The following is a 21,227-nucleotide window of genomic DNA, read 5'->3' on the forward strand; positions in this document are numbered from 1 at the left end:
AATGCGGGGGCTCGGAGGGGCGGGGTAGCGTCGCGGCTGTGAAGCTGGTGGTGCAGGTGAAACTGCTTCCGACGTCCGTGCAGGCGGCGGCACTTGGGGCAACTCTGCACGCCTGCAACGAGGCCGCGTCATGGGCGAGTGAAGTCGCCTTCGAAAAGGATGTGAAGAACAACTTCGCGCTGCGCAGACTCACCTACGACCAGGCGAAGGCCCGATGGGGCCTGGGTGCGCAGGCCGCCCAGCACGTGATCAAGAAGACGTGCGACGCGTACGCCGCACTCAATGCGAACCTTCGGGCCGGGAACCTGGGCAGGCCCGGCTCGCAGCGCTACCGGAAGGCCGCAGGGAAGCCGGTCGCCTTCCGGCCCGACAGCGCGCAGCCCTACGACGACCGGATGCTGTCCTGGCAGATTTCCGGGCGGCGGATCTCCATCTGGACGGTGTCGGGCCGGGTGAAGGACGTGGCGTTCACCGCCGCGCCGGAACAGCTGGCCACGCTCGCGCTGTACCGGAAGGGTGAGTCCGATCTCATCCGACGGGATGGCATGTGGTTCCTGAACGCCACCTGCGAGGTGCCCGAAGCACTCTTGAACACCGATCCGGTGGACTTCCTCGGGATCGACCTCGGGGTAGTGAACATCGCCACCACCTCGGACGGCGAGATCATGGCCGGGCGCGAACTCAACCGGATCCGGGCCCGGGAACGCGGGCTGCGCGCCAAACTTCAGAAGAAGAACACCCCGTCCTCCAAGCGTCGGCTGAAGAAGCGACGACGCAAGGAGGCGCGGCGGGCGCGGGACATCAACCACAAGATCGCGAAGCATGTGGTGGCCGAGGCTTGGGGGTACCTCCCACGCCGTCAAGGCAGTGGGGGAGCACCGGTCGCGGGATCGCCCTGGAAGACCTGACGGGCATCCGCGAGCGGGTACGGCTCCGAAAGCCCCAACGGGCCACCCACTCCTCTTGGGCCTTCGCCCAGCGGGGGGCGTTCATCGCGTACAAGGCCCGCAAGGCCGGCGCGCCGGTGGTGTACGCCGACCCGGCCTACACCTCCCGCACCTGCGCCGAGTGCGGGCACATCGACAGGGCGAACCGGGTCTCGCAGGCGTGGTTCGCGTGCCGGTCCTGCGGATTCGTTGATCACGCGGACCGGAACAGCTCCCGCAACATCCGCGCGCGTGCGTGGGCGTTGTGGCGACGCGGGGCCCAGTCAACGGCCCGTGCCCCACGCCAGCGGGTCGGGGCTGGGCGCAAACGCAGTGCCACAGCCAGTGGCGCCCGTTGTGCAAGCCCACCGCTTTAGCGGCGGGTAGTTGACCTGGTGCCCGAGCGGCTCGATCACGGCGAGCGGGATGCCCAGCTTCTCCGCCTCCGCCAGCAGCTGCTCCGCGTGCGCGTTGCGGGCCGGCCCCTCCGGCGCCTCGCCGTTCTCCGTCATCGCCCGGCGCAGCGAGGCGAAATCCGTGATCGAGCTCATCGGTGACCGTCCTCCGCGTGGGTCGCCCACTCCAGCAGTCCGATGAAGGCGCGGTTGAGCAGCGCCGAGTCCGCCGGGCGCAGCGGGCGCTGCGCCATCAGCAGCGCCTGCCCGTACAGCGACTCCGTCGCCGTGCCGACCAGCTCCGCGTCGCCCAGGGAACTGATCCTGCGGATCAGCGGGTTGAGGTGGTTGAGCACCAGACGCGCGCGTGGGGCACTGCCGCGCAGCGAGCCGAGGATGCCCGCCCACAGGTCGTCGGCCTGCGTCTCGGCCTCCGCGCGGGCCCGCTCGTGCCGGGCCGCCCGGTCGTCCAGATGCAGTGCCGGCACGGACGGCGGGTGGAAGGCGCGCAGCACCACATCGCAGCCCAGCGGGTCCAGCTTCGCCCGCGCGGTCGCCAGGAACCCCGCCAGGGCCAGCTCCTCGGCCGGGTCGACGGCGTCCAGGTGCGCGGTCACGGTGTCCGCGTCCAGCTCGGCGACCGCCGTCCCCGGGCGCACCGACGGCAGCGCCTCGACCAGCTCGCTGTCGTAGGTGTAGCCGCCGTTGACGACGCCGATGCCCTGCGCGGAGGCGATCGGCGCCACCTGCCGGTGCTCCTCCACCGACCGCGTGAAGTGCACCACCGGGTGGCGCTGCGCGAACTCCTCCAGCGACAGCCGCCCGTCGGTCGTCTCGAACGGCAGCCACGGCAGCATCGTGCGCAGCATCTCCGTATCGTGCCGGGCCAGCGACCTCACACCGAGGTGATGCACCGACAGGAAGGCCGCCAGCCGATCCGGGTCACCGGCGGCCAGCCCGGTCAGCCAGGACCGGATCCGTTCCCCGAGCGCCTCCCGTACCGCGGCCAGCGTCTCGTCCTCGTACAGCGACTCGCGCGAGGCGGTGGGCCGCAGGCTGTCCGTGTCGAGCACGCAGCGCACGAAGAACGCCCAGTCGGGCAGCAGCTGTTCGGCCCGCTCGGTCAGCAGCATGCCCTTCAGATGCACGCGGTGGCCCGCCCGCTGCGCCGGGCTGACCGCCGACGGCAGCACGTACGCCACCCCGCGGATCCCGGCCACCGGCACGTCAGGTCGATGGAGTCCAGCGGGGAGAAGCCGAACAGGTCGTGGCAGTGGCGGGCCAGGGCGACCCGGCGCGCGGCGGGGGAGGGGTACGCCCGCTCCCAGGGCGCGGGCAGGTCGGTGACGGCCTCCTCACCCACCCGGACGTCGTACGGCAGCAGGGACCCGAAGTCCCGCGCCAGCGCCAGCACCCGCTCCTCGGCCAGCCACTCGCCGGCACCGGCCCGCGCCTGGAGGTGCACGGTGGTGCCGGGCTCCGGGCGGGCGGAGTCCGGCAGGGCCCGCACGGTGTACGAGCCGTCGTCGCGTGCCGTCCACTCCACGGGCGGTGCGTCAGGCGTGCGGGCGCTGCGGCTGACCACCCGGATCCGCTCGGCCACCACGAAGCAGGCCAGCAGGCCGATGCCGAACTGGCCGAGGAAGTCCGAGCGGGCCTCCTGGAGCCCCTCGGCACGCTTGGAGCTGCGGCCGATGGTCGCCGGCAGCTCGTGCACGTCGGACTCGGTGAGCCCGATGCCGGTGTCCTCCACCCGGAGCGTGCCGCCGTCGGCGTGCAGCCGCACCCGGGCGGGGGCGTCCGGCTCCTCGGCACGCCGGGCGGTGATGGCGTCCACCGCGTTCTGCAGCAGCTCGCGGAGGTAGACCTTCGGACTGGAGTACAGGTGGTGCGAGAGCAGGTCCACCAGACCGCGCAGATCGACCTGGAAGGTGTGCGCGGAAGACGCGGGCCGGGACGCCTGTGAACCCTGTGCTTCTTGCTGTGGCTCTTGTGGGCTTTGAGTCTTCTGAGATTCCTGTGCGGCTGCCTGGGAGCTCTGGGAGGTCTGGGAGTCCATCGTCACAGCGCCGGTGGGGGAGCTTCGGGGCGGCGCGGGGCCGGGCGGCCCCGGCGTGGGGCGGTGACCGCGTAGGGAGGCCGGAGCGCGTCATCCTAGGGCCGGTGCGACCGGTGCGACCAGGGGTTTCCCGGCACGTCTACGGCATTGTCAGTCCCGTGGTGTGCAATGGATCTCGTGCCCGCACTGCAAGAACCACTGCGACAACCGCTGAAGTCGGTGCTCGGCCCCGCCACCGCGAAGGTGATGGCCGAGCACCTCGGCCTGCTCACCGTCGGCGACCTCCTCCACCACTACCCGCGCAGATACGAGGAGCGGGGCCAGCTCACCCACCTCGCCGACCTCCCCATGGACGAGCACGTCACCGTGGTCGCCCAGGTCGCCGACGCCCGGCTGCACACCTTCGCCTCCACCCGGGCGCCCCGCGGCAAGGGCCAGCGACTGGAGGTGACGATCACCGACGGCAGCGGCCGGCTCCAGCTGGTCTTCTTCGGCAACGGCGTGCACAAGCCCCACAAGGAGCTGCTGCCGGGCACCCGCGCGATGTTCGCCGGCAAGGTCTCCGTCTTCAACCGGCGGCTCCAACTGGCCCACCCGGCCTACGAACTGCTGAAGGGGGACGCCGAGGAGACCGTCGAGTCCTGGGCCGGCGCCCTCATCCCGCTCTACCCCGCCACCGCCAAACTGGAGTCCTGGAAGATCGCCAAGGCGGTCCAGACCGTCCTGCCCAGCGCACAGGAGGCCGTCGACCCGCTGCCCGGGTCGCTCCGCGAGGGCCGCGGCCTGGTCACGCTGCCCGAGGCGCTGCTCAAGATCCACCGCCCGCACACCAAGGCGGACATCGCCGACGCCCGCGCCCGCCTGAAGTGGGACGAGGCCTTCGTCCTCCAGGTCGCCCTCGCCCGCCGCCGGTACGCCGACGCGCAACTCCCCGCCGTCGCGAGGAAGCCGCGGCCCGACGGCCTGCTCGCCGCCTTCGACGACCGCCTGCCCTTCACCCTCACCGAGGGCCAGCAGAAGGTCTCCCGCGAGATCTTCGACGACCTGGCGACCGAACACCCGATGCACCGGCTGCTCCAGGGCGAGGTGGGCAGCGGAAAGACGCTGGTGGCCCTGCGCGCCATGCTCGCCGTGGTCGACACGGGCGGGCAGGCCGCGATGCTCGCGCCCACCGAGGTGCTGGCCCAGCAGCACCACCGTTCGGTGACGGAGATGATGGGCGAGCTGGCCGAGGGAGGGATGCTGGGCGGGGCCGAGCACGCCACCAAGGTGGTGCTGCTCACCGGTTCCATGGGCGCGGCCGCCCGCCGTCATGCGCTGCTCGACCTGGCCACCGGCGAGGCCGGCATCGTGATCGGCACCCACGCCCTGATCGAGGACAAGGTCCAGTTCCACGACCTCGGGCTGGTCGTGGTCGACGAGCAGCACCGCTTCGGCGTCGAGCAGCGTGACGCGCTGCGCGGCAAGGGCAAGCAGCCCCCGCACCTGCTGGTGATGACCGCCACCCCGATTCCGCGCACGGTGGCGATGACGGTCTTCGGCGACCTGGAGACCTCCGTCCTCGACCAGCTCCCCGCCGGACGCTCGCCCATCGCCAGCCATGTCGTCCCGGCCGCCGACAAGCCCCACTTCCTGGCCCGGGCCTGGGAGCGGGTGCGCGAGGAGGCCGCGAAGGGCCACCAGGCCTACGTCGTCTGCCCGCGCATCGGGGACGAGGAGGACGACGAGAAGAAGGCCGCCAGGAAGCAGTCCGCGGAGGACGAGGCGGAGAAGCGCCCGCCGCTCGCCGTGCTCGACGTGGCCGGGCAACTCGCCGAGGGACCCCTCCACGGGCTCCGGGTCGAGGTGCTGCACGGCAGGATGCAGCCCGACGACAAGGAAGCGGTCATGCGCCGCTTCGCCGCCGGCGAGACCGACGTCCTGGTCGCCACCACGGTCATCGAGGTCGGCGTCAACGTCCCGAACGCCACCGTGATGGTGATCATGGACGCCGACCGCTTCGGCGTCTCCCAGCTCCACCAGCTGCGCGGCCGGGTCGGCCGGGGCTCGGCGCCCGGCCTGTGCCTGCTGGTCACCGAGATGCCGGAGGCGAGCGCCGCCCGCCAGCGGCTGAACGCGGTGGCCGCGACCCTGGACGGCTTCGAACTCTCCCGCATCGACCTCGAACAGCGCCGCGAGGGCGACGTGCTCGGCCAGGCCCAGTCCGGTGCCCGCTCCTCCCTGCGGGTCCTCGCGGTCATCGAGGACGAGGAGATCATCGCCGAGGCCAGACAGGAGGCGGCGGCGGTGGTGGCCGCCGATCCGGAGCTGGAGCACCTGCCCGGACTGCGCACGGCCCTGGAGGCCCTGCTGGACGAGGAAAGGGAGCAGTACTTGGAGAAGGGCTGAGAAGGACTGACAGACTGGAGGCAGCCACACCCCGCGTGCAGGGCACGCCTGCCCGCGGTGCACCCTGCGTGCAGTGCCCTGCGTACAGAGCGACAAGGACCCAAGGACATGACCCGCGTGATCGCCGGCCGGGCCGGCGGACGCCGTCTCGCCGTACCCCCCGGCCACGGGACCCGCCCCACCTCCGACCGGGCCCGCGAGGGCCTGTTCTCCACCTGGCAGTCCCTCCTCGGCGGCCCGCTCGACGGCGAACGCGTCCTCGACCTGTACGCCGGCTCGGGCGCCGTGGGCCTGGAGGCGCTCTCCCGCGGCGCGGGGCACACCCTGCTCGTCGATGCCGACGCCCGCGCGGTGCGCACCCTCCGGGAGAACGTGAAGTCGCTCGGCCTGCCCGGCGCGGACGTACGGGCGGGCAAGGCTCGGCAGATCGTCCAGGCGCCGCCGCCGGGCGAGCCGTACGACATCGTCTTCCTCGACCCGCCGTACGCCGTCTCCGACGACGATCTCCGGGAGATTCTGCTCACACTCCGCTCGGAGGGGTGGCTGGCGGCGGAAGCCCTCGTCACCGTGGAGCGCAGCACCAGAGGCGGCGAATTCCGGTGGCCGCCGGGGTTCGACGCGATCCGGGCCCGCCGCTACGGCGAGGGAACGTTTTGGTACGGTCGCGCCGCCTCTACGTGCGAAGACGCACGATGACCGGACCGGAGAGCGAGGGATCTCAAGTGCGCCGCGCCGTCTGTCCCGGGTCGTTCGACCCGATCACCAATGGACACCTCGACATCATTGCCCGGGCCTCCCGCCTGTACGACGAGGTCTACGTGGCGGTGATGATCAACCAGTCCAAGAAGGGCCTGTTCGAGATCGAGGAGCGCATCGACCTCATCCGGCAGGTCACCGCCGAGTACGGCAACGTCCGGGTCGAGTCCTTCCACGGCCTCCTGGTCGACTTCTGCAAGCAGCGCGACATCCCCGCCATCGTCAAGGGCCTGCGCGCGGTCAGCGACTTCGACTACGAGCTGCAGATGGCCCAGATGAACAACGGCCTCACCGGTGTGGAAACGCTCTTCGTGCCCACCAACCCCACCTACAGCTTCCTGTCGTCGTCCCTGGTCAAGGAGGTCGCGGCCTGGGGCGGAGACGTCTCCCACCTGGTGCCGCCGCAGGTCCACGACGCCCTCACCCGGCGGCTGCGGAAGGACTGACCTCCTGACTGGCCGTCACCCGGTGTCCGGCGGCCGTCCCATGGTCGTACAGTCGTCCCGTCCGTCTCCAACACATCGGCAGAGAGTGGCGAGCACACCGTGGACGTGCAGAAGAAGCTCGACGAGATCGTGGCCACGGTCTCCGGCGCCCGGTCCATGCCCATGTCGGCGTCCTGCGTGGTCAACCGGGCCGAGCTGCTCGCGATGCTGGAAGAGGTGCGCCAGGCCCTGCCCGGCTCGCTCGCGCAGGCCCAGGAGCTGATCGGCGGCCGGGAGCTGATGGTCGAGGAGGCCCGGCGCGAGGCCGAGCGGATCATCGAGTCAGCGCACGCCGAGCGCGGCTCGCTCATCTCCGACACCGAGGTGGCCCGCCGCTCCCAGGCCGAGGCCGACCGGATCCTCTCCGAGGCCCGCAAGGAGGCCGAGGAGGTCCGCGCCGAGGCCGACGACTACGTCGACTCCAAACTCGCCAACTTCGAGGTGGTCCTCACCAAGACCCTCGGCTCGGTCGGCCGCGGCCGCGAGAAGCTGCTGGGCACCGGCCCCGGCCTCGACGAGGAGGGCTACGAGGACGAGGACGCCCCCGAGCGCAGCCACGACCCGGAGACCCTGCGCCGCGACGCCGACGCCTACGTCGACGCCAAGCTGGGCGCCTTCGAGGCGGTGCTGGCCAAGACCCTGGAGGCCGTCGGCCGCGGCCGGCAGAAGCTGCACGGCCGGATCGCCACCGACGACCTCGGCGCCCTCGCCGACGACACCACCACCGTCCAGCACTCCAGCGACGCCGACTACCTCGCCGACCTCGCGGCCCTCGCCGACACCCCGGCGACCCCGGCCGCCGCGCCCGCCGAACGGCCCGCCCAGCCCCAGCAGCCACCGCAGCCGGCGTACGAGCCGCAGCCGGCCTACGGCTACCAGCAGCCCGCGCAGACCGGCCCCTACGGCGAGGGCGATCCGTACGGCGGCTACCAGCAGGGCTACGGCGGACAGCAGGACCCCTACGGCTACCAGCAGGCCGATCCCTATGCCTACCAGGGCTACGACACCCAGACGGGCGCCTACGACCCCAACCAGGCCCAGCACCAGCAGATGCACCAGTCCCAGCAGCCGCAGCAGCCGCAGCAGCCGCAGCAGCCGCAGCAGGGCTATGCCCTGGACGAGACCAGCCTCTTCGACACCAGCATGATCAGCGCCGAGCAGCTGAGGGCCTACGAGCAGGGGCGCGGCCTGTAGAACGCGGCCATGGACGCGGACACCGGCACCGGATTGGGCCGAGAGCGAAAGGTCCAGTATCCTGGCTCTTCGGTCGCGCGTGCGCTTGCGCTGCCCACGTAGACGTCCGCGATCAGCGCTGCCCGGGAACACCACCCGGTCGGTGTCCCTCCGAGTTCGGAAACCGAAAGCAGGAATGGCTCACAACGCCCACCTCGACCACCGCAACCCTCTCGTGTTCGACACGCATGAGCTGGGCCGGCGTCCGGGTGCGCTGCAGCGCCTGACCCGGACGGTCCCCGCTCCCGCGGACCTCGGTCTCAAGGGAGTGATCGGCGTGCCGGAAGGCGCCCCGGTCGAGCTCGAACTCCGGCTCGAGTCGGTCATGGAAGGTGTGCTCGTCACAGGCACCGCCCGTGCACAGGCCGAGGGGGAGTGCGTAAGGTGTCTGGAGCCGGTCGAGCAGGAGCTCGAAGCGGACTTCCAGGAGATGTTCTCGTACCCTGACGCCGACGACCGGGGCCGCGTGATCGCGGAACCGGGCGACGACGCCGAGGACGACGAGGACAGGCTCTTCCTCGAGGACGGACTCTTCGACCTCGAACCTCTGCTGCGCGATGCGGTGGTGCTCGCACTGCCGATGCAGCCGGTGTGCCGGGAGGACTGCCCGGGTCTGTGCTCCGAGTGCGGAGCGCGGCTCGCGGACGACCCGGACCACCACCACGACGCCGTCGACATCCGTTGGGCGGCATTGCAGGGACTCGCCGACACCATGTCGGACGGCGAGAAGGACGAGATGAGCGGCGCCGAACCTGGCGTCGACGAGAAGCAGGAGAAGTAGCCGTGGCTGTTCCGAAGCGGAAGATGTCGCGCAGCAACACGCGCCACCGCCGGTCGCAGTGGAAGGCTGCGGTCCCCACCCTGGTTGCGTGCGAGCGCTGCCACGAGCCCAAGCAGCAGCACATCGCGTGCCCGTCTTGCGGCACCTACAACAAGCGCCAGGTCCTCGAGGTCTGAGCGGCTGGTGAGAGGCACCGTGTCCACTGCCAAGAAGGCGGAAGGCGTCGAAGCCACCACTGCCCGCCGACGCGGGAGTGCTCCGTCGGACAACACGGCCTCGTCCCACACGCTTCTGGAAGGGCGGCTCGGGTACAAGCTCGAGTCCGCCCTTCTGGTGCGCGCGCTCACCCACCGTTCCTACGCGTACGAGAACGGCGGTCTGCCGACGAACGAGCGGCTGGAGTTCCTCGGTGACTCCGTCCTCGGTCTCGTCGTCACGGACACGCTGTACCGCACCCACCCGGACCTGCCCGAGGGCCAGCTGGCCAAGCTGCGGGCCGCGGTGGTCAACTCGCGTGCGCTGGCGGAAGTGGGTCGCGGACTCGACCTGGGTGCCTTCATCCGGCTCGGCCGCGGTGAAGAGGGCACGGGCGGCCGGGACAAGGCGTCCATCCTCGCCGACACCCTGGAAGCGGTGATCGGCGCGGTCTATCTCGACCAGGGCCTCGACGCGGCGTCCGAGCTGGTGCACCGGCTCTTCGACCCGCTGATCGAGAAGTCCTCCAACCTCGGAGCCGGCCTGGACTGGAAGACATCCCTCCAGGAGCTCACCGCGACGGAGGGGCTCGGCGTCCCCGAGTACCTGGTCACGGAGACCGGCCCCGACCACGAGAAGACCTTCACTGCTGCCGCCCGCGTCGGAGGCGTCTCGTACGGCACCGGCACCGGCCGCAGCAAGAAGGAGGCGGAGCAGCAGGCCGCCGAGTCCGCGTGGCGGTCCATCCGGGCCGCCGCGGACGAGCGCGCCAAGGCGGCCCAGGCCGCCGAGACCGCACAGAACGCGGAGAACGGGCAGACCGCCCGGAGCGCGGACAACAGCGACGAGGCGTCGAGCCCCGCCTGATCCGCCGACCGCCTGCCAAACCCGCCGTGCCGGCGGCCACCCGGCCGCCGGCACCGCCCACAGCGCGACCCGAGCGCCCGTCCCCGCCCGGGGCGGGCGCTGGCCGCGCACGCGACAACGGAGTACGGGGGAGTCATGCCCGAGTTGCCCGAGGTCGAGGTCGTACGGCGCGGCCTGGAGCGGTGGGCCGCCCACCGCGCCGTCGCCGACGTCGAAGTGCTGCACCCGCGAGCCGTACGGCGCCATGTGGCCGGCGCGGACGACTTCGCCCACGGCCTGAAGGGTCACCACCTCGGCACCCCCAGCCGCCGCGGCAAGTACCTGTGGCTGCCCCTGGAGGACACCCCGCGGGCGATCCTGGCCCACCTCGGCATGAGCGGCCAGCTCCTGGTCCAGCCGCAGGAGGCACCCGACGAGAAGCACCTGCGCATCCGGGTCCGCTTCGCCGACGGCCTGGGCAGCGAGCTCCGCTTCGTCGACCAGCGCACCTTCGGCGGGCTGTCGCTGCACGACCTCACCCCCGACGGGCTGCCGGACGTCATCGCGCACATCGCCCGAGACCCCCTCGACCCCCTGTTCGACGACGAGGCCTTCCACCGGGCGCTGCGCCGCAAGCGCACCACCGTCAAGCGCGCCCTGCTCGACCAGTCGCTGATCAGCGGCGTCGGCAACATCTACGCGGACGAGGCGCTGTGGCGGGCGCGCCTGCACTACGAGCGCCCCACCGCCGGCCTCACCCGCCCGCGCACGACCGAACTCCTCACCCACATCAGGGACGTGATGAACGCGGCCCTCGCCGTCGGCGGCACCAGCTTCGACAGCCTCTACGTCAACGTCAACGGCGAGTCCGGCTACTTCGACCGCTCCCTGGACGCCTACGGCCGCGAGGGCCTGCCCTGCCGCCGCTGCGCCACCCCGATGCGCCGCCGCCCCTGGATGAACCGTTCCAGCTACTTCTGCCCGAAGTGTCAGCGGGCGCCGCGCGTCGCGTCGTAGCGCTCACGCGCGGCCAGCACCTCGTCCATCCGGCCCTCCACGCAGTGGATCAGGGCCAGGAGCCGCTCGGCGACCTCATGCCCGAGAGGCGTCAGCTCGTAGTCCACTCGGGGCGGGTTCGTCGGCTGGGCCTCGCGGAGCACCAGGCCGTCCCGCTCCAGTGCCTGGAGGGTCTGGGACAGCATCTTCTCGCTCACACCGTCCACACGGCGGCGCAACTCGTTGAAGCGGAGGGAGCCCTGGTGCAGGGCGCCCACGGTGAGCGCGCCCCAGCGTCCCGTGACATGCTCCAGCGTGCCGCGCGAGGGGCAGGCCTTGGCGAAGACGTCGTACGGGAGGTCCTGCTCCCCGGTGCGCTCCTGCGCGTCCTCGGTGCGCTCCTGCGTGCTGCTCATGGCCGAAGCGTACGCGACCACAGCGCTCACCACGCGGTTGCGCTGACCGATGGTTAGCTTCCTGCTCCGGGAGTTCACCGGCCGTCCGGCGGCGGCAGGGCCTGCTCGGTCCAGATGATCTTGCCGGCGGGGGTGTAGCGCGTGCCCCAGCGGTGGGTCATCTGGGCGATGATGAACAGCCCCCGGCCTCCCTCGTCGTCGCTGGCCGCGTGGCGCAGGTTGGGGCTGGTGTGGCCCCTGTCACAGACCTCGCAGATCAGGGTCCGGTCGCGGATCAGCCGCACCTCGATCGGTCCGCCGACATAGCGGATGGCGTTGGTGACGAGTTCGCTGACGATGAGTTCGGTGGTGAACGCCAGGTCGTCCAGACCCCAGTCGTCCAGTTGCTTGCCGGTGCCGGTGCGGACGGCGGCGACCGCCGCGGGGTCCGCGGGCAGTTCCCACTGGGCGAACTGGGCGCGGTCGAGCATCCGGGTGCGGGCCAGGAGCAGCGTCGCGTCCTCGTCGACCGGCCCGGGCAGCAGCGCGGCCACCGCCTGGTCGCACAGGTCCTTCAGGGGCCGCCGGTGATCGGCGAGGAGCCGGCCGAGCAAGGCCGTCCCGGCGTCGTGGCTCTCGGCCGCCTGGAGGAGGCCGTCGGTGAAGAGGGCGACGAGACTGCCCGGCGCGAGCCGCAGGTCGGCGCTCTGGTAGGGCAGGCCGCCGACTCCCAGGGGCGGGCCGGGCGGCAGCTGAGGACAGTCGGCGGCCCGCGTGGCCGGATCCACGACGACCGGCAGCATGTCGCCTGCCCGCGCCATGCTGCAGTGTCCGGAGACGGGGTCGTACACCGCGTACAGGCAGGTCACCTCCATGGCCCGCTCGGCGCGCGGTGGTGCGGGACCCCGGCCGTGGGCGGCTCCGCGCTCGTGCGCGGTCTGTTCGGCCAGGTCGTCCAGGCGGGTGAGGACCTCGTCCGGGGCCAGGTCCAGCCGGGCCAGGACCCGCAGTCCCGTACGCAGGCGCCCCATGGTCGCCGCGGCGCGCATGCCGTGGCCGAGCACGTCCCCGACGACCAGACCGACCCGGGTACCCGACAGCGGGATGACGTCGAACCAGTCGCCGCCCACCCCGGACCCGTTGTCGGCGGGCAGGTAGCGGCTCGTCACCTCGCACGCGGTCTGCGGTGGGAGGTGTCTCGGCAGGAGGCTCCGCTGGAGTTTGAGGGCCGTGGCGTGCCCGCGGGTGACCACGGGCAGCAGCACGACGCCGATCAGCAGGGCGCCCAGGCCGACGACGGTGACCCCGCCCGTCGGGCCGATCAGCGGAAGGTCGACGGTGGTCGTGCCGTATCCGGGGTCGGCGTAGACGAAGAAGGTGGCGTAGAGGAACAGCGACAGCATGATCAGCCCGCCGAGCCCCGGCAGCACACCTTTGAAGACCAGGTCCTTGGCGCTGCGGGTGAGGACCTTGCGGTGGTACCAGAGGCAGGCGAAGCCGGTCAGTCCGTACTGGAACGCGATCGCGAGACCGATGGATTCGATGGAGTCGGCCAGGACGTTCCGGCTGAACGACGTCATCAGGATCAGCAGGGCGATCGAGGCGGCGCCCATGCCGACGGTGCCCCAGGTGGGGGTGAGAAACCTCCGGTGGATCCGGGCGAACCGGGAGGGGACGGCCTTGTGGACCGCCATGGAGAGCACGGTCCTGGCCAGCGGCAGGATGGTGGTCTCCGCCGAGGCCAGCGCGGAGGTCATCACCATCAGGATCAGCAGTCTCGACAGGAGCAGCCCCGTGTCGCCGCTCCCGAACACGGCCGCGCCCAGTCCGGAGAGCACGTCGTCGGAGTTGCCCGGGTTGCCGAGCCCGATGCCCGAGGTGCCGACCCCCGCGAACGCCTGCGCCGAGGTGGACACCAGCCCGTACGTGATCAGGAGCAGCACGGTGGACATGACCGCCGCGCGCCCGGGAACGCGCCGGCTGTCGACGGTCTCCTCGTTGACCGAGAACGCGGTGTCCCAGCCCCAGTAGATGAAGACCCCCGCGAGGATGCCCGAGGTCAGGGCCGTGAGTGAGGGCACCTCGAAGGGATTGAACCAGGAGGCGGAGACGTGGATCGCCGTCGGGGGAGGGCTGACGTAGACCCTGACCAGCGCGGCCACGGCGAACACGAACAGCATCACCACTTCCAGGCACAGCAGGAAGCGCTGGACGGCCGCCGAGAACTCGATGCCGACGTAGCAGATCGCGGTCATCAGGGCGAGCCAGACGATGGCGGCCACGGTGACCCACAGCCGGCTCTCCGCCAGGTCGTCCCGGCCCACCAGCCGGAAGCCGTAGGCGGCGGCGGTCTCGCCCAGGTTCACCATGACGACGACGTTGGCCACGATCAGGCCCCAGCCGCCCATCCAGCCGGTACGCGGTCCGAAGGCGCGGGTGGCCCAGGTGAAGGTGGTCCCGCAGTCGGCGTTGCTCGCGTTGAGCTCCCGGAAGGCGTACGCGACCAGCAGCATCGGGACGAACGCCAGCATGGTGACGATCGGGGCCTGCAGCCCGACCCCGATCACGAGGATGCCCAGCGTGGCGGCGAGGCTGTACGCCGGGGCGGTGGAGGCCAGGCCCATGGCGACCGAGGAGAACAGACCCAGGGCGTCGCTCTTGAGTCCCTTCCGGCCGGCCCCTGTCCCAGGAGCGGGGCGGCCGGAGGACACGGCGGTGCCGAAAAGCCTCACATTCGATTCCAACGCCGGGCCCCGCCCGCCGCAATACAGGCGGGAGGCAGGCGGGAGACAGGCGGGAGGCAGACGGGAGGCAGGCGGGAGACAGCCGGGAGTTCGGACGCCGGGCCGTCGCAGCATGATCGCGCCGATCGCGGGTAGGCGCGGCCCATCGAGCGCCGATTCGTGCGGGTTTCCGGGGCAAGGGGACGGCTCCATGACCGAGATCCCGGCAGAGGTTTTCGAGACCGTGGCGAGGGGCGCCCTCCACGAACTGGCCACGGCCCCCAGCCGCGGTGCGCTGGAGGCCCTGTCCGGGTGCGATGTGCTGATCCCGGCGGTGAGCGCCATCTGCTACACCAGTGGCCGCGGTGGATCCATGCGGTTCGTGCTGCCGGTGGTGGAAAGGATGAACGCCGCCCCGGCGGTCATGGTGTTCACCTCCGAGGAGCGGCTGCTGCGGGCCTTCCCCTGCGTGCCGTGCTACCGGCCGGTCACCCTGCGGCAGTTGGCCGCTCACTGGCCGACCGGCGCCGTGGTGCTGGTCATCGACGCCGGGGACGAGGAGTCACTGACCCTGTCCGCACGCGAGGCACAGTGGTTCCTCGCACACTGTCCGGTGTGACGCGCGGCTGATCCCGGGCGCCGGCCCGCGGCTGTCCGCGTCGTCTCAGTAGCCGAAGTCCTGCGTCCACCACGGGCCGCCCGGACCGAAGTGCACGCCCACGCCCAGGGTCTTGAAGTCGCAGTTCAGGATGTTGGCCCGGTGACCGGGGCTGTTCATCCAGGCGTCCATGACGGCCGCCGCGTCGGACTGGCCGCGGGCTATGTTCTCGCCGCCGAGGTTGGTGATGCCGAGCCGGGCCGCCCGGTCCCACGGCGAGGCGCCGCTGGGATCGGTGTGGTCGAAGAAGTTCTGGTCGGCCATGGCCTTGCTGAAGTCCTCGGCCAGGGAGGTCAGGGAGCTGTTCGCCGTGACCGGGCTGCAGCCCACCTTCGCCCGCTCCTGGTTCACCAGGCTCAGCACCTCGGCCTCGGCGGCGGCCTGGTCGGAGGCCGCGGGCGGCTGGGCCTTCGGCGGCGCGGGCGTGGTCTTGCGGCCCGGATCGCCCTGGTGGCCCGGGGTGGTCTTCGGGCTCTTGGGATCGGCCGTCCTGGACGGCGCGGTCGTCGGCTTCGTCGCGGGGGACTTCGTGGCCGAGTCCGAGGGGCGCGCCGACGGCGAGGCGGAGGCGGAGGGCGACGCGGACTGCGCCGGCGAGGCCGACCGGTCCGCGCCGCGGCTCGTGCCCGAGCCGCCCGGTCTGTCACCCGGCAGCACGCTGCCGGAGGTGCCGCCCTGCTCCGAGGCGCTGTTCGTCGGCGTGCCGGCGGCCTGCACGTTGTCGGCGCTGCCGCCCCCGCCGCCCAGCTTGTAGTTCTGCAGTCCGGGGACCGCCCCGGTGGCGACCGCGACCGTGCCGATGGCGACCGCGGCGGACACTCCGAGCAGGCCGGTGCGCACCGGCGTCGCGGCCTTCTTGCGCCGGCGGTGGCCGGGCTCGCGGGGCTCGGCGGCCGGTGCCGTGAAGCCCTCGGGCGGGAAGGCCACGGTGCCGGCGGCGCGGGCGAAGTCGTACTCCCCGCCGAAGCCGTACTCCGTCCCGAGGCCGTACTCCGTACCGAGGCCGTACTCCGTACCGAGGTCGTACTGGCCGCCGAAGCCGTACGCCGTCCCGGAGCCGTACTCCCTGCCAGAGCCGTAGTCCCTTCCGGAGCCGTACTCCGTGCCGAAGTCCGTCCGGGGGGCCGGCTCGACGTCCGGCTCGAACCGGTACGGCGCGGTCTGCGCGTAGGAGTCCGCGTACCGCTCCGGGTTCAGGTAGGGCGCGATGCCCATGCGGTCGTCCGCGTGCGAGTGCCGGGTGCCCTGGCCCCTCCCGTACGAGCCGTGCGTGTCAGCGACCCCCGTGGCACGGTCCGTGGCGGCGCGGCCGGCGTCCGAACGTCGGTGGCGTCCCATGTCCTGGCCTTCCTCGTCCCCTGCGGTCGACGCGCGCCCTGAGCCGTCGCGGTCAACCAGACTCACTCGATCGAGTGAGTTTCATATGAGATTCATTGGGTCGGGACGGTACCGCATGACAGGCGGGGCGGAAGTGCCTGGAGAGACATTGCCCGGTTAGGTTGCAGTCATGAGCGAGGATGTCCGGCTGGTCGCCTGGGTGCGCGGGCGCGTCCAGGGTGTTGGTTTCCGCTGGTTCACCCGGGCGCGGGCCCTGGAGATCGGCGGCCTGAGTGGCTTTGCTCTCAATTTGGACGACGGCCGTGTGCAGGTCGTCGCGGAGGGCACCCGGGAGGCGTGTCAGAAGCTCCTCGACTGGCTCCAGGGTGGCGACACGCCCGGGCGCGTGGAGGGTGTGACCGAGATCTGGGACACACCGCGGGGAGGCTACGACGGCTTCGCGGTCCGCTGATCCGGCGATGTCCCGACGCCGGACGAAGACGGCGAAATCTGCCACGGGCACCTGCCCCAGGGGAAAAGAAGCAGGTGATTGCCGAGAACGGCTTGTCCTCCCCGGCCCGGCAGGGCAGGATGATCGCCACGCCCCCAGGGGCCCGCAGGAGACGCAGCGCCACCGTTTTCCGGTCGCGCGCCCCCGGGACGCCCATCGATACGGGGCGTGATCGTGTTGACCGTCAAACTTTTTGGTGAGACGCTGAAAGCCCGCGCACCTTAGCTGTTTGGCATGGATGAACGGCAGCACAACTCAACAGTGCCAAGCACCGCGGGTGCGAATCCCTCACGACCCACACCGCTTCGGTCGGTCACTCAGTGTGGAGGACCATCCATCATGGCAAAGGCGCTTCTCGGTTACGTCGGTGGCTCCGACCCTCGACTCCTCGCCGAGATGCGACGGCTCCAGCAGCGCGTGCAGGACCTGGAATCCGAGCTCGTACGGATCCAGGCGGAGAACGACGCGCTGGCGGCTGCCGCTTCTCACGACAGGATCATGGAGCGCGTCGACGCACACCAGGCGGAGCCTGCGCTCACCTGATCACTGCATCGCACAACGACACAGTGGTTGGGCTGCCCGTATCAACCGCTCAGTTGTCAGAGTTGCAAGGGACGCTTCGGCGTCCCTTCTTTCTTGCGTCTCTTTCTTGCGCCGATCTTCCCGCGCCGGTCCTTCCCCGGCCCTTCGTGCCCCCGCGCACCCTTTCAGGTTCTTCAACATCTGGTGTGCCCTGCATATTCAGCAGTGAAACCGCAGCTGTTGCGGGGGTTCGTGGAGTGCGGTAACGGCGCCCGGTAGAGTCCGACGGCGTGCACCTCAAGGCCCTGACCCTCCGCGGGTTCAAGTCGTTCGCCTCGGCGACCACGCTCCGGTTCGAACCGGGGATCACGTGCGTCGTCGGCCCGAACGGCTCGGGCAAGTCCAACGTGGTGGACGCGCTCAGCTGGGTCATGGGCGAACAGGGCGCCAAGTCGCTGCGCGGCGGCAAGATGGAGGACGTCATCTTCGCCGGCACCACCGGCCGTCCACCCCTCGGCCGCGCCGAGGTCTCCCTGACCATCGACAACTCCGACGGCGCGCTGCCCATCGAGTACTCCGAGGTCACCATCACGCGGATCATGTTCCGCAACGGCGGCAGCGAGTACCAGATCAACGGCGACACCTGCCGCCTGCTCGACATCCAGGACCTGCTGTCCGACTCCGGCATCGGCCGCGAGATGCACGTCATCGTCGGCCAGGGCCAGCTCGACTCCGTCCTGCACGCCGACCCCATGGGCCGCCGCGCTTTCATCGAGGAGGCCGCCGGCGTCCTCAAACACCGCAAGCGCAAGGAGAAGGCGCTCAGGAAACTGGACGCGATGCAGGCCAACCTCGCCCGCGTCCAGGACCTCACCGACGAACTGCGCCGCCAGCTCAAGCCGCTCGGCCGGCAGGCGGCCGTCGCCCGGCGGGCCGCCGTCATCCAGGCGGACCTCCGCGACGCCCGCCTGCGCCTGCTCGCCGACGATCTCGTACGCCTGCGCGAGGCTCTCAAGGCGGAGGTCGCCGACGAGGCGGCCCTGAAGGAACGCAAGGAGGCCGCCGAACGGGAGCTGAAGAAGGCCCTCCAGCGTGAGGCCCTGCTGGAGGACGAGGTACGCCGGCTCACCCCGCGCCTGAAGCACACCCAGCAGACCTGGTACGACCTCTCCCAGCTGGCCGAACGCGTCCGCGGCACCGTCTCGCTCGCCGACGCCCGGGTGAAGAGCGCGACCTCCGCACCCCCCGAGGAGCGACGCGGACGCGACCCCGAGGACCTGGAGCGTGAGGCGGCCCGCGTCCGTGAGCAGGAGGCCGAACTTGAGGCGGCCCTGGAAGCCGCCCAGCGGGCGCTCGACGACACCGTGGCCCACCGCGCCGACCTGGAGCGCGAACTCGCCGTCGAGGAGCGCCGTCTGAAGGACGCCGCCCGCGCGATCGCCGACCGCCGCGAGGGCCTGGCCCGGCTGCGTGGCCAGGTGAACGCGGCCCGCTCCCGCGCCGCCTCCGCACAGGCCGAGATCGACCGCCTGGCCACCGCCAGGGACGAGGCGCGGGAGCGGGCCGCGGCCGCCCAGGAGGAGTACGAGGCCCTGAAGGCCGAGGTCGACGGCCTGGACGCGGGCGACCACGAACTCGCCGAACGGCACGAGGCGGCCAAGACGGAACTGGCCGAGGCCGAGGCCGTCCTCACCGCCGCCCGCGAGGCCGCCACCGCCACCGAACGCAAGCGGGCGGCGACCCAGGCCCGGCACGACGCCCTCGCCCTCGGCCTGCGCCGCAAGGACGGAACCGGCGCGCTGCTCGACGCCGGGGACCGCCTCACCGGACTGCTGGGCCCGGCGGCCGAACTCCTGACCGTCGCCCCCGGCCACGAGACCTCCCTGGCCACCGCCTTCGGCACCGCCGCGGACGCCCTCGCGGTCACCTCCCCGTCGGCCGCGGCCGACGCCATCCGCCTGCTGCGCAAACAGGACGCGGGCCGCGCGGCCCTGCTGCTCAGCGGCGCGGCCGAGGACGCCGTAGCGCCGCAGCCGCTCCCCGGCGGGCCACCCCTCGCGGCCGACCTCGTCAGCGGTCCCGCCGAGCTGATGCCCGCCGTACGGCGGCTGCTGCGCGGCATCGTCGTGGTCGGCACCCTGGAGGACGCCGAGGACCTGGTCGCCGCCCACCCCCACCTGACCGCCGTCACCGCCGAGGGCGACCTGCTCGGAGCCCACTTCGCGCAGGGCGGCTCCGCCGGCGCGCCCAGCCTGCTGGAGGTGCAGGCCTCCGTGGACGAGGCCGCCGCCGAGCTGGCGGAACTCGCCGTCCGCTGTGAGGAGCTGACCGCTGCCCAGCAGCGGGCCGGCGAGAGGCGCAGGGAGTGCGCCGCGCTCGTCGAGGAGCTGGGGGAGCGGCGCCGGGCCGCCGACCGGGAGAAGTCGGCGGTCGCACAGCAGCTCGGGCGGCTCGCCGGGCAGGCGCGCGGCGCCGCCGGAGAGGCCGAGCGGTCCACGGCCGCCGCGGCCCGCGCCCAGGACGCCCTCGACGCGGCCCTCGCGGAGGTCGAGGAACTCGCCGAACGGCTCGCCGTCGCCGAGGAGATGCCGATCGAGGAAGAGCCCGACACCTCCGTACGGGACCGGCTCGCCGCCGACGGCGCCAACGCCCGCCAGACCGAGATGGAGGCCCGTCTCCAGGCGCGTACGCACGAGGAACGCGTCAAGGCGCTGGCCGGCAGGGCCGACTCCCTGGACCGGGCCGCCCGCGCCGAACGCGAGGCACGCGCGCGTGCCGAGCAGCGGCGGGCCCGGCTGCGCCACGAGGCGTCCGTCGCCGAGGCCGTCGCCTCCGGAGCCCGGCAGCTGCTGGCGCACATCGAGGTCTCCCTGGCCCGCGCCGAACGGGAACGGGCCGCCGCCGAGGCCACCAAGGCCCGCCGCGAGCAGGAGCTGGCGGCCGCCCGCACCGAGGGGCGCGAGCTGAAGAGCGAGCTCGACAAGCTGACCGACTCCGTCCACCGGGGCGAGGTCCTCGGAGCCGAGAAACGGCTGCGGATCGAGCAGCTGGAGACCAGGGCGCTGGAGGAACTCGGTGTCGAGCCGGCGGCGCTGGTGGCGGAGTACGGGCCGCACCAGCTGGTCCCGCCGTCCCCTCCGGCGGAGGGGGAGCAGCTGCCGGACGACCCCGAGCACCCCCGCAACCAGCCCCGGCCGTATCACCGCGCCGAGCAGGAGAAGCGGCTCAAGGCCGCCGAGCGCGCCTACCAGCAGCTCGGCAAGGTCAACCCGCTGGCCCTGGAGGAGTTCGCGGCGCTGGAGGAGCGCCACCAGTTCCTCAGCGAGCAGCTGGCGGACCTGAAGAAGACCCGCGCCGACCTGCTCCAGGTCGTCAAGGAGGTCGACGAGCGGGTCGAGCAGGTCTTCACCGAGGCCTACCGGGACACCGCACGCGAGTTCGAGGGCGTCTTCAGCCGGCTGTTCCCGGGCGGTGAGGGGCGTCTCGTCCTGACCGACCCGGAGAACATGCTCACCACGGGCGTCGACGTCGAGGCGCGCCCGCCCGGCAAGAAGGTCAAGCGCCTGTCCCTGCTCTCCGGCGGCGAGCGGTCGCTGACCGCCGTGGCGCTGCTGGTGTCGATCTTCAAGGCGCGCCCCAGCCCCTTCTATGTCATGGACGAGGTCGAGGCGGCCCTGGACGACACCAACCTCCAGCGGCTGATCCGGATCATGCAGGAGCTGCAGGAGGCCTCGCAGCTGATCGTGATCACGCACCAGAAGCGCACCATGGAGGTCGCCGACGCGCTGTACGGCGTCTCCATGCAGGGCGACGGCGTGTCGAAGGTCATCTCGCAGCGCCTGCGGTAGGCAGCTCTTCCAAGGTCAATCAACCCTCATGTTCAAGAAGTGAACATGAGGTGGGCGTCACGTGTCCTGAATCTCAGACGAGACTGATCTATTGACTTCGAAACTTGAAGGCATAGTCTCTGCAACGTCACTTTTACCTTCAGGTCTCACCTGTAAGGGCTCGCCCCCCACGCGGCAGTGTTGCCGCGGCCCG

At 71.6% G+C, this 21,227-nt stretch carries 16 protein-coding genes and 2 pseudogenes; 13 read left to right on the forward strand and 5 right to left on the reverse strand.

Going from position 1 to position 21,227, the window contains the following annotated elements; translation table 11 throughout:
- Positions 1–38 precede the first annotated feature (38 nt).
- Positions 39–1,303: pseudogene (locus R2S09_RS13960) on the forward strand (RNA-guided endonuclease InsQ/TnpB family protein).
- Here the strand turns inward: R2S09_RS13960 and R2S09_RS13965 are convergent.
- Both R2S09_RS13965 and R2S09_RS13970 read right to left on the reverse strand, forming a co-directional pair.
- Positions 1,211–1,477 carry a hypothetical protein gene (locus R2S09_RS13965; protein ID WP_316741330.1) on the reverse strand — a complete coding sequence of 89 codons (267 nt, stop codon included), beginning with the start codon at positions 1,475–1,477 and terminating at the stop codon, positions 1,211–1,213. The pseudogene R2S09_RS13960 and the gene R2S09_RS13965 sit on opposite strands and share 93 nt — an antisense overlap.
- Positions 1,474–3,380, reverse strand: a pseudogene (locus R2S09_RS13970) (HSP90 family protein). Before R2S09_RS13970 ends, R2S09_RS13965 begins: the two are co-directional and overlap by 4 nt.
- 168 nt (positions 3,381–3,548) lie before the next feature.
- Here R2S09_RS13970 and recG point away from each other — a divergent pair.
- The 8 genes from recG (at position 3,549) to mutM (ending at position 11,081) form a co-directional block, all read left to right on the forward strand.
- On the forward strand, positions 3,549–5,768 hold the full coding sequence (gene recG, locus R2S09_RS13975) for an ATP-dependent DNA helicase RecG (RefSeq protein WP_316741248.1): 2,220 nt from the start codon (positions 3,549–3,551) through the stop codon (positions 5,766–5,768).
- 108 nt (positions 5,769–5,876) lie between these two features.
- Positions 5,877–6,464: a 16S rRNA (guanine(966)-N(2))-methyltransferase RsmD gene (gene rsmD / locus R2S09_RS13980; protein WP_306188323.1), complete on the forward strand. Its 588-nt coding sequence runs from the start codon at positions 5,877–5,879 to the stop codon at positions 6,462–6,464.
- Between the two features lie 26 nt (positions 6,465–6,490).
- Complete coding sequence (gene coaD / locus R2S09_RS13985) at positions 6,491–6,970, forward strand: pantetheine-phosphate adenylyltransferase (RefSeq protein WP_306188325.1); 480 nt, start codon at positions 6,491–6,493, stop codon at positions 6,968–6,970.
- 99 nt (positions 6,971–7,069) lie between these two features.
- Positions 7,070–8,203 (forward strand): ATP synthase F0 subunit B, encoded by a 1,134-nt coding sequence (locus R2S09_RS13990; protein ID WP_316741250.1) that lies wholly within the window; start codon positions 7,070–7,072, stop codon positions 8,201–8,203.
- A gap of 175 nt (positions 8,204–8,378) precedes the next feature.
- Positions 8,379–9,023, forward strand: a complete 645-nt coding sequence (locus R2S09_RS13995; protein ID WP_306188328.1) for a DUF177 domain-containing protein — start codon at positions 8,379–8,381, stop codon at positions 9,021–9,023.
- Between the two features lie 2 nt (positions 9,024–9,025).
- Complete coding sequence (gene rpmF / locus R2S09_RS14000; RefSeq protein ID WP_003951102.1) at positions 9,026–9,199, forward strand: 50S ribosomal protein L32; 174 nt, start codon at positions 9,026–9,028, stop codon at positions 9,197–9,199.
- Between the two features lie 7 nt (positions 9,200–9,206).
- Positions 9,207–10,085 (forward strand): ribonuclease III, encoded by an 879-nt coding sequence (gene rnc / locus R2S09_RS14005; protein WP_306188330.1) that lies wholly within the window; start codon positions 9,207–9,209, stop codon positions 10,083–10,085.
- 135 nt (positions 10,086–10,220) lie between these two features.
- A complete protein-coding gene (mutM, locus tag R2S09_RS14010) occupies positions 10,221–11,081 on the forward strand; it encodes a bifunctional DNA-formamidopyrimidine glycosylase/DNA-(apurinic or apyrimidinic site) lyase (protein ID WP_316741314.1) in 861 nt (286 codons plus the stop codon).
- Here the strand turns inward: mutM and R2S09_RS14015 are convergent.
- Positions 11,054–11,476, reverse strand: a complete 423-nt coding sequence (locus tag R2S09_RS14015) for a helix-turn-helix domain-containing protein (RefSeq protein WP_306188333.1) — start codon at positions 11,474–11,476, stop codon at positions 11,054–11,056. The genes mutM and R2S09_RS14015 overlap by 28 nt on opposite strands.
- Before the next feature lie 74 nt (positions 11,477–11,550).
- On the reverse strand, positions 11,551–14,187 hold the full coding sequence (locus tag R2S09_RS14020) for an amino acid permease (protein WP_316741316.1): 2,637 nt from the start codon (positions 14,185–14,187) through the stop codon (positions 11,551–11,553).
- A 202-nt stretch (positions 14,188–14,389) separates the two neighbouring features.
- On the opposite strand from R2S09_RS14020, the gene R2S09_RS14025 reads away from it, so the two are divergent.
- Positions 14,390–14,797: an SseB family protein gene (locus R2S09_RS14025; protein ID WP_316741318.1), complete on the forward strand. Its 408-nt coding sequence runs from the start codon at positions 14,390–14,392 to the stop codon at positions 14,795–14,797.
- A gap of 45 nt (positions 14,798–14,842) precedes the next feature.
- On the opposite strand, the gene R2S09_RS14030 is transcribed toward R2S09_RS14025, so the two are convergent.
- Positions 14,843–16,174: a CAP domain-containing protein gene (locus R2S09_RS14030; RefSeq protein WP_316741320.1), complete on the reverse strand. Its 1,332-nt coding sequence runs from the start codon at positions 16,172–16,174 to the stop codon at positions 14,843–14,845.
- A 169-nt stretch (positions 16,175–16,343) separates the two neighbouring features.
- Here R2S09_RS14030 and R2S09_RS14035 point away from each other — a divergent pair, with 169 nt between their 5' ends.
- The 3 genes from R2S09_RS14035 (at position 16,344) to smc (ending at position 21,034) form a co-directional block, all read left to right on the forward strand.
- The gene (locus tag R2S09_RS14035) at positions 16,344–16,625 is read left to right on the forward strand and encodes an acylphosphatase (protein ID WP_030168320.1); all 282 of its coding nucleotides are present in this window, start codon (positions 16,344–16,346) and stop codon (positions 16,623–16,625) included.
- 378 nt (positions 16,626–17,003) lie between these two features.
- Positions 17,004–17,207 carry a hypothetical protein gene (locus tag R2S09_RS14040; protein WP_018567931.1) on the forward strand — a complete coding sequence of 68 codons (204 nt, stop codon included), beginning with the start codon at positions 17,004–17,006 and terminating at the stop codon, positions 17,205–17,207.
- 269 nt (positions 17,208–17,476) lie between these two features.
- Entirely contained in the window at positions 17,477–21,034 is a 3,558-nt protein-coding gene (smc, locus tag R2S09_RS14045) for a chromosome segregation protein SMC (protein WP_316741324.1), read from the forward strand.
- Positions 21,035–21,227 lie beyond the last annotated feature (193 nt).

Origin of the sequence: Streptomyces sp. MK7 (assembly GCF_032658145.1) — a bacterium.
GTDB lineage: Bacteria > Actinomycetota > Actinomycetes > Streptomycetales > Streptomycetaceae > Streptomyces > Streptomyces spiralis.

What these genes read in the sequence shown, in the direction of transcription:
- mutM (WP_316741314.1), top strand. Translation starts at nt 10,221, where the DNA reads ATGCCCGAGTTGCCCGAGGTCGAGGTCGTACGGCGCGGCCTGGAGCGG.
- R2S09_RS14015 (WP_306188333.1), bottom strand. Translation starts at nt 11,476, where the DNA reads ATGAGCAGCACGCAGGAGCGCACCGAGGACGCGCAGGAGCGCACCGGG.
- R2S09_RS14040 (WP_018567931.1), top strand. Translation starts at nt 17,004, where the DNA reads ATGGCAAAGGCGCTTCTCGGTTACGTCGGTGGCTCCGACCCTCGACTC.
- R2S09_RS14025 (WP_316741318.1), top strand. Translation starts at nt 14,390, where the DNA reads ATGACCGAGATCCCGGCAGAGGTTTTCGAGACCGTGGCGAGGGGCGCC.
- R2S09_RS13965 (WP_316741330.1), bottom strand. Translation starts at nt 1,477, where the DNA reads ATGAGCTCGATCACGGATTTCGCCTCGCTGCGCCGGGCGATGACGGAG.
- recG (WP_316741248.1), top strand. Translation starts at nt 3,549, where the DNA reads ATGGATCTCGTGCCCGCACTGCAAGAACCACTGCGACAACCGCTGAAG.
- R2S09_RS14030 (WP_316741320.1), bottom strand. Translation starts at nt 16,174, where the DNA reads ATGGGACGCCACCGACGTTCGGACGCCGGCCGCGCCGCCACGGACCGT.
- R2S09_RS14035 (WP_030168320.1), top strand. Translation starts at nt 16,344, where the DNA reads ATGAGCGAGGATGTCCGGCTGGTCGCCTGGGTGCGCGGGCGCGTCCAG.
- rsmD (WP_306188323.1), top strand. Translation starts at nt 5,877, where the DNA reads ATGACCCGCGTGATCGCCGGCCGGGCCGGCGGACGCCGTCTCGCCGTA.
- R2S09_RS13995 (WP_306188328.1), top strand. Translation starts at nt 8,379, where the DNA reads ATGGCTCACAACGCCCACCTCGACCACCGCAACCCTCTCGTGTTCGAC.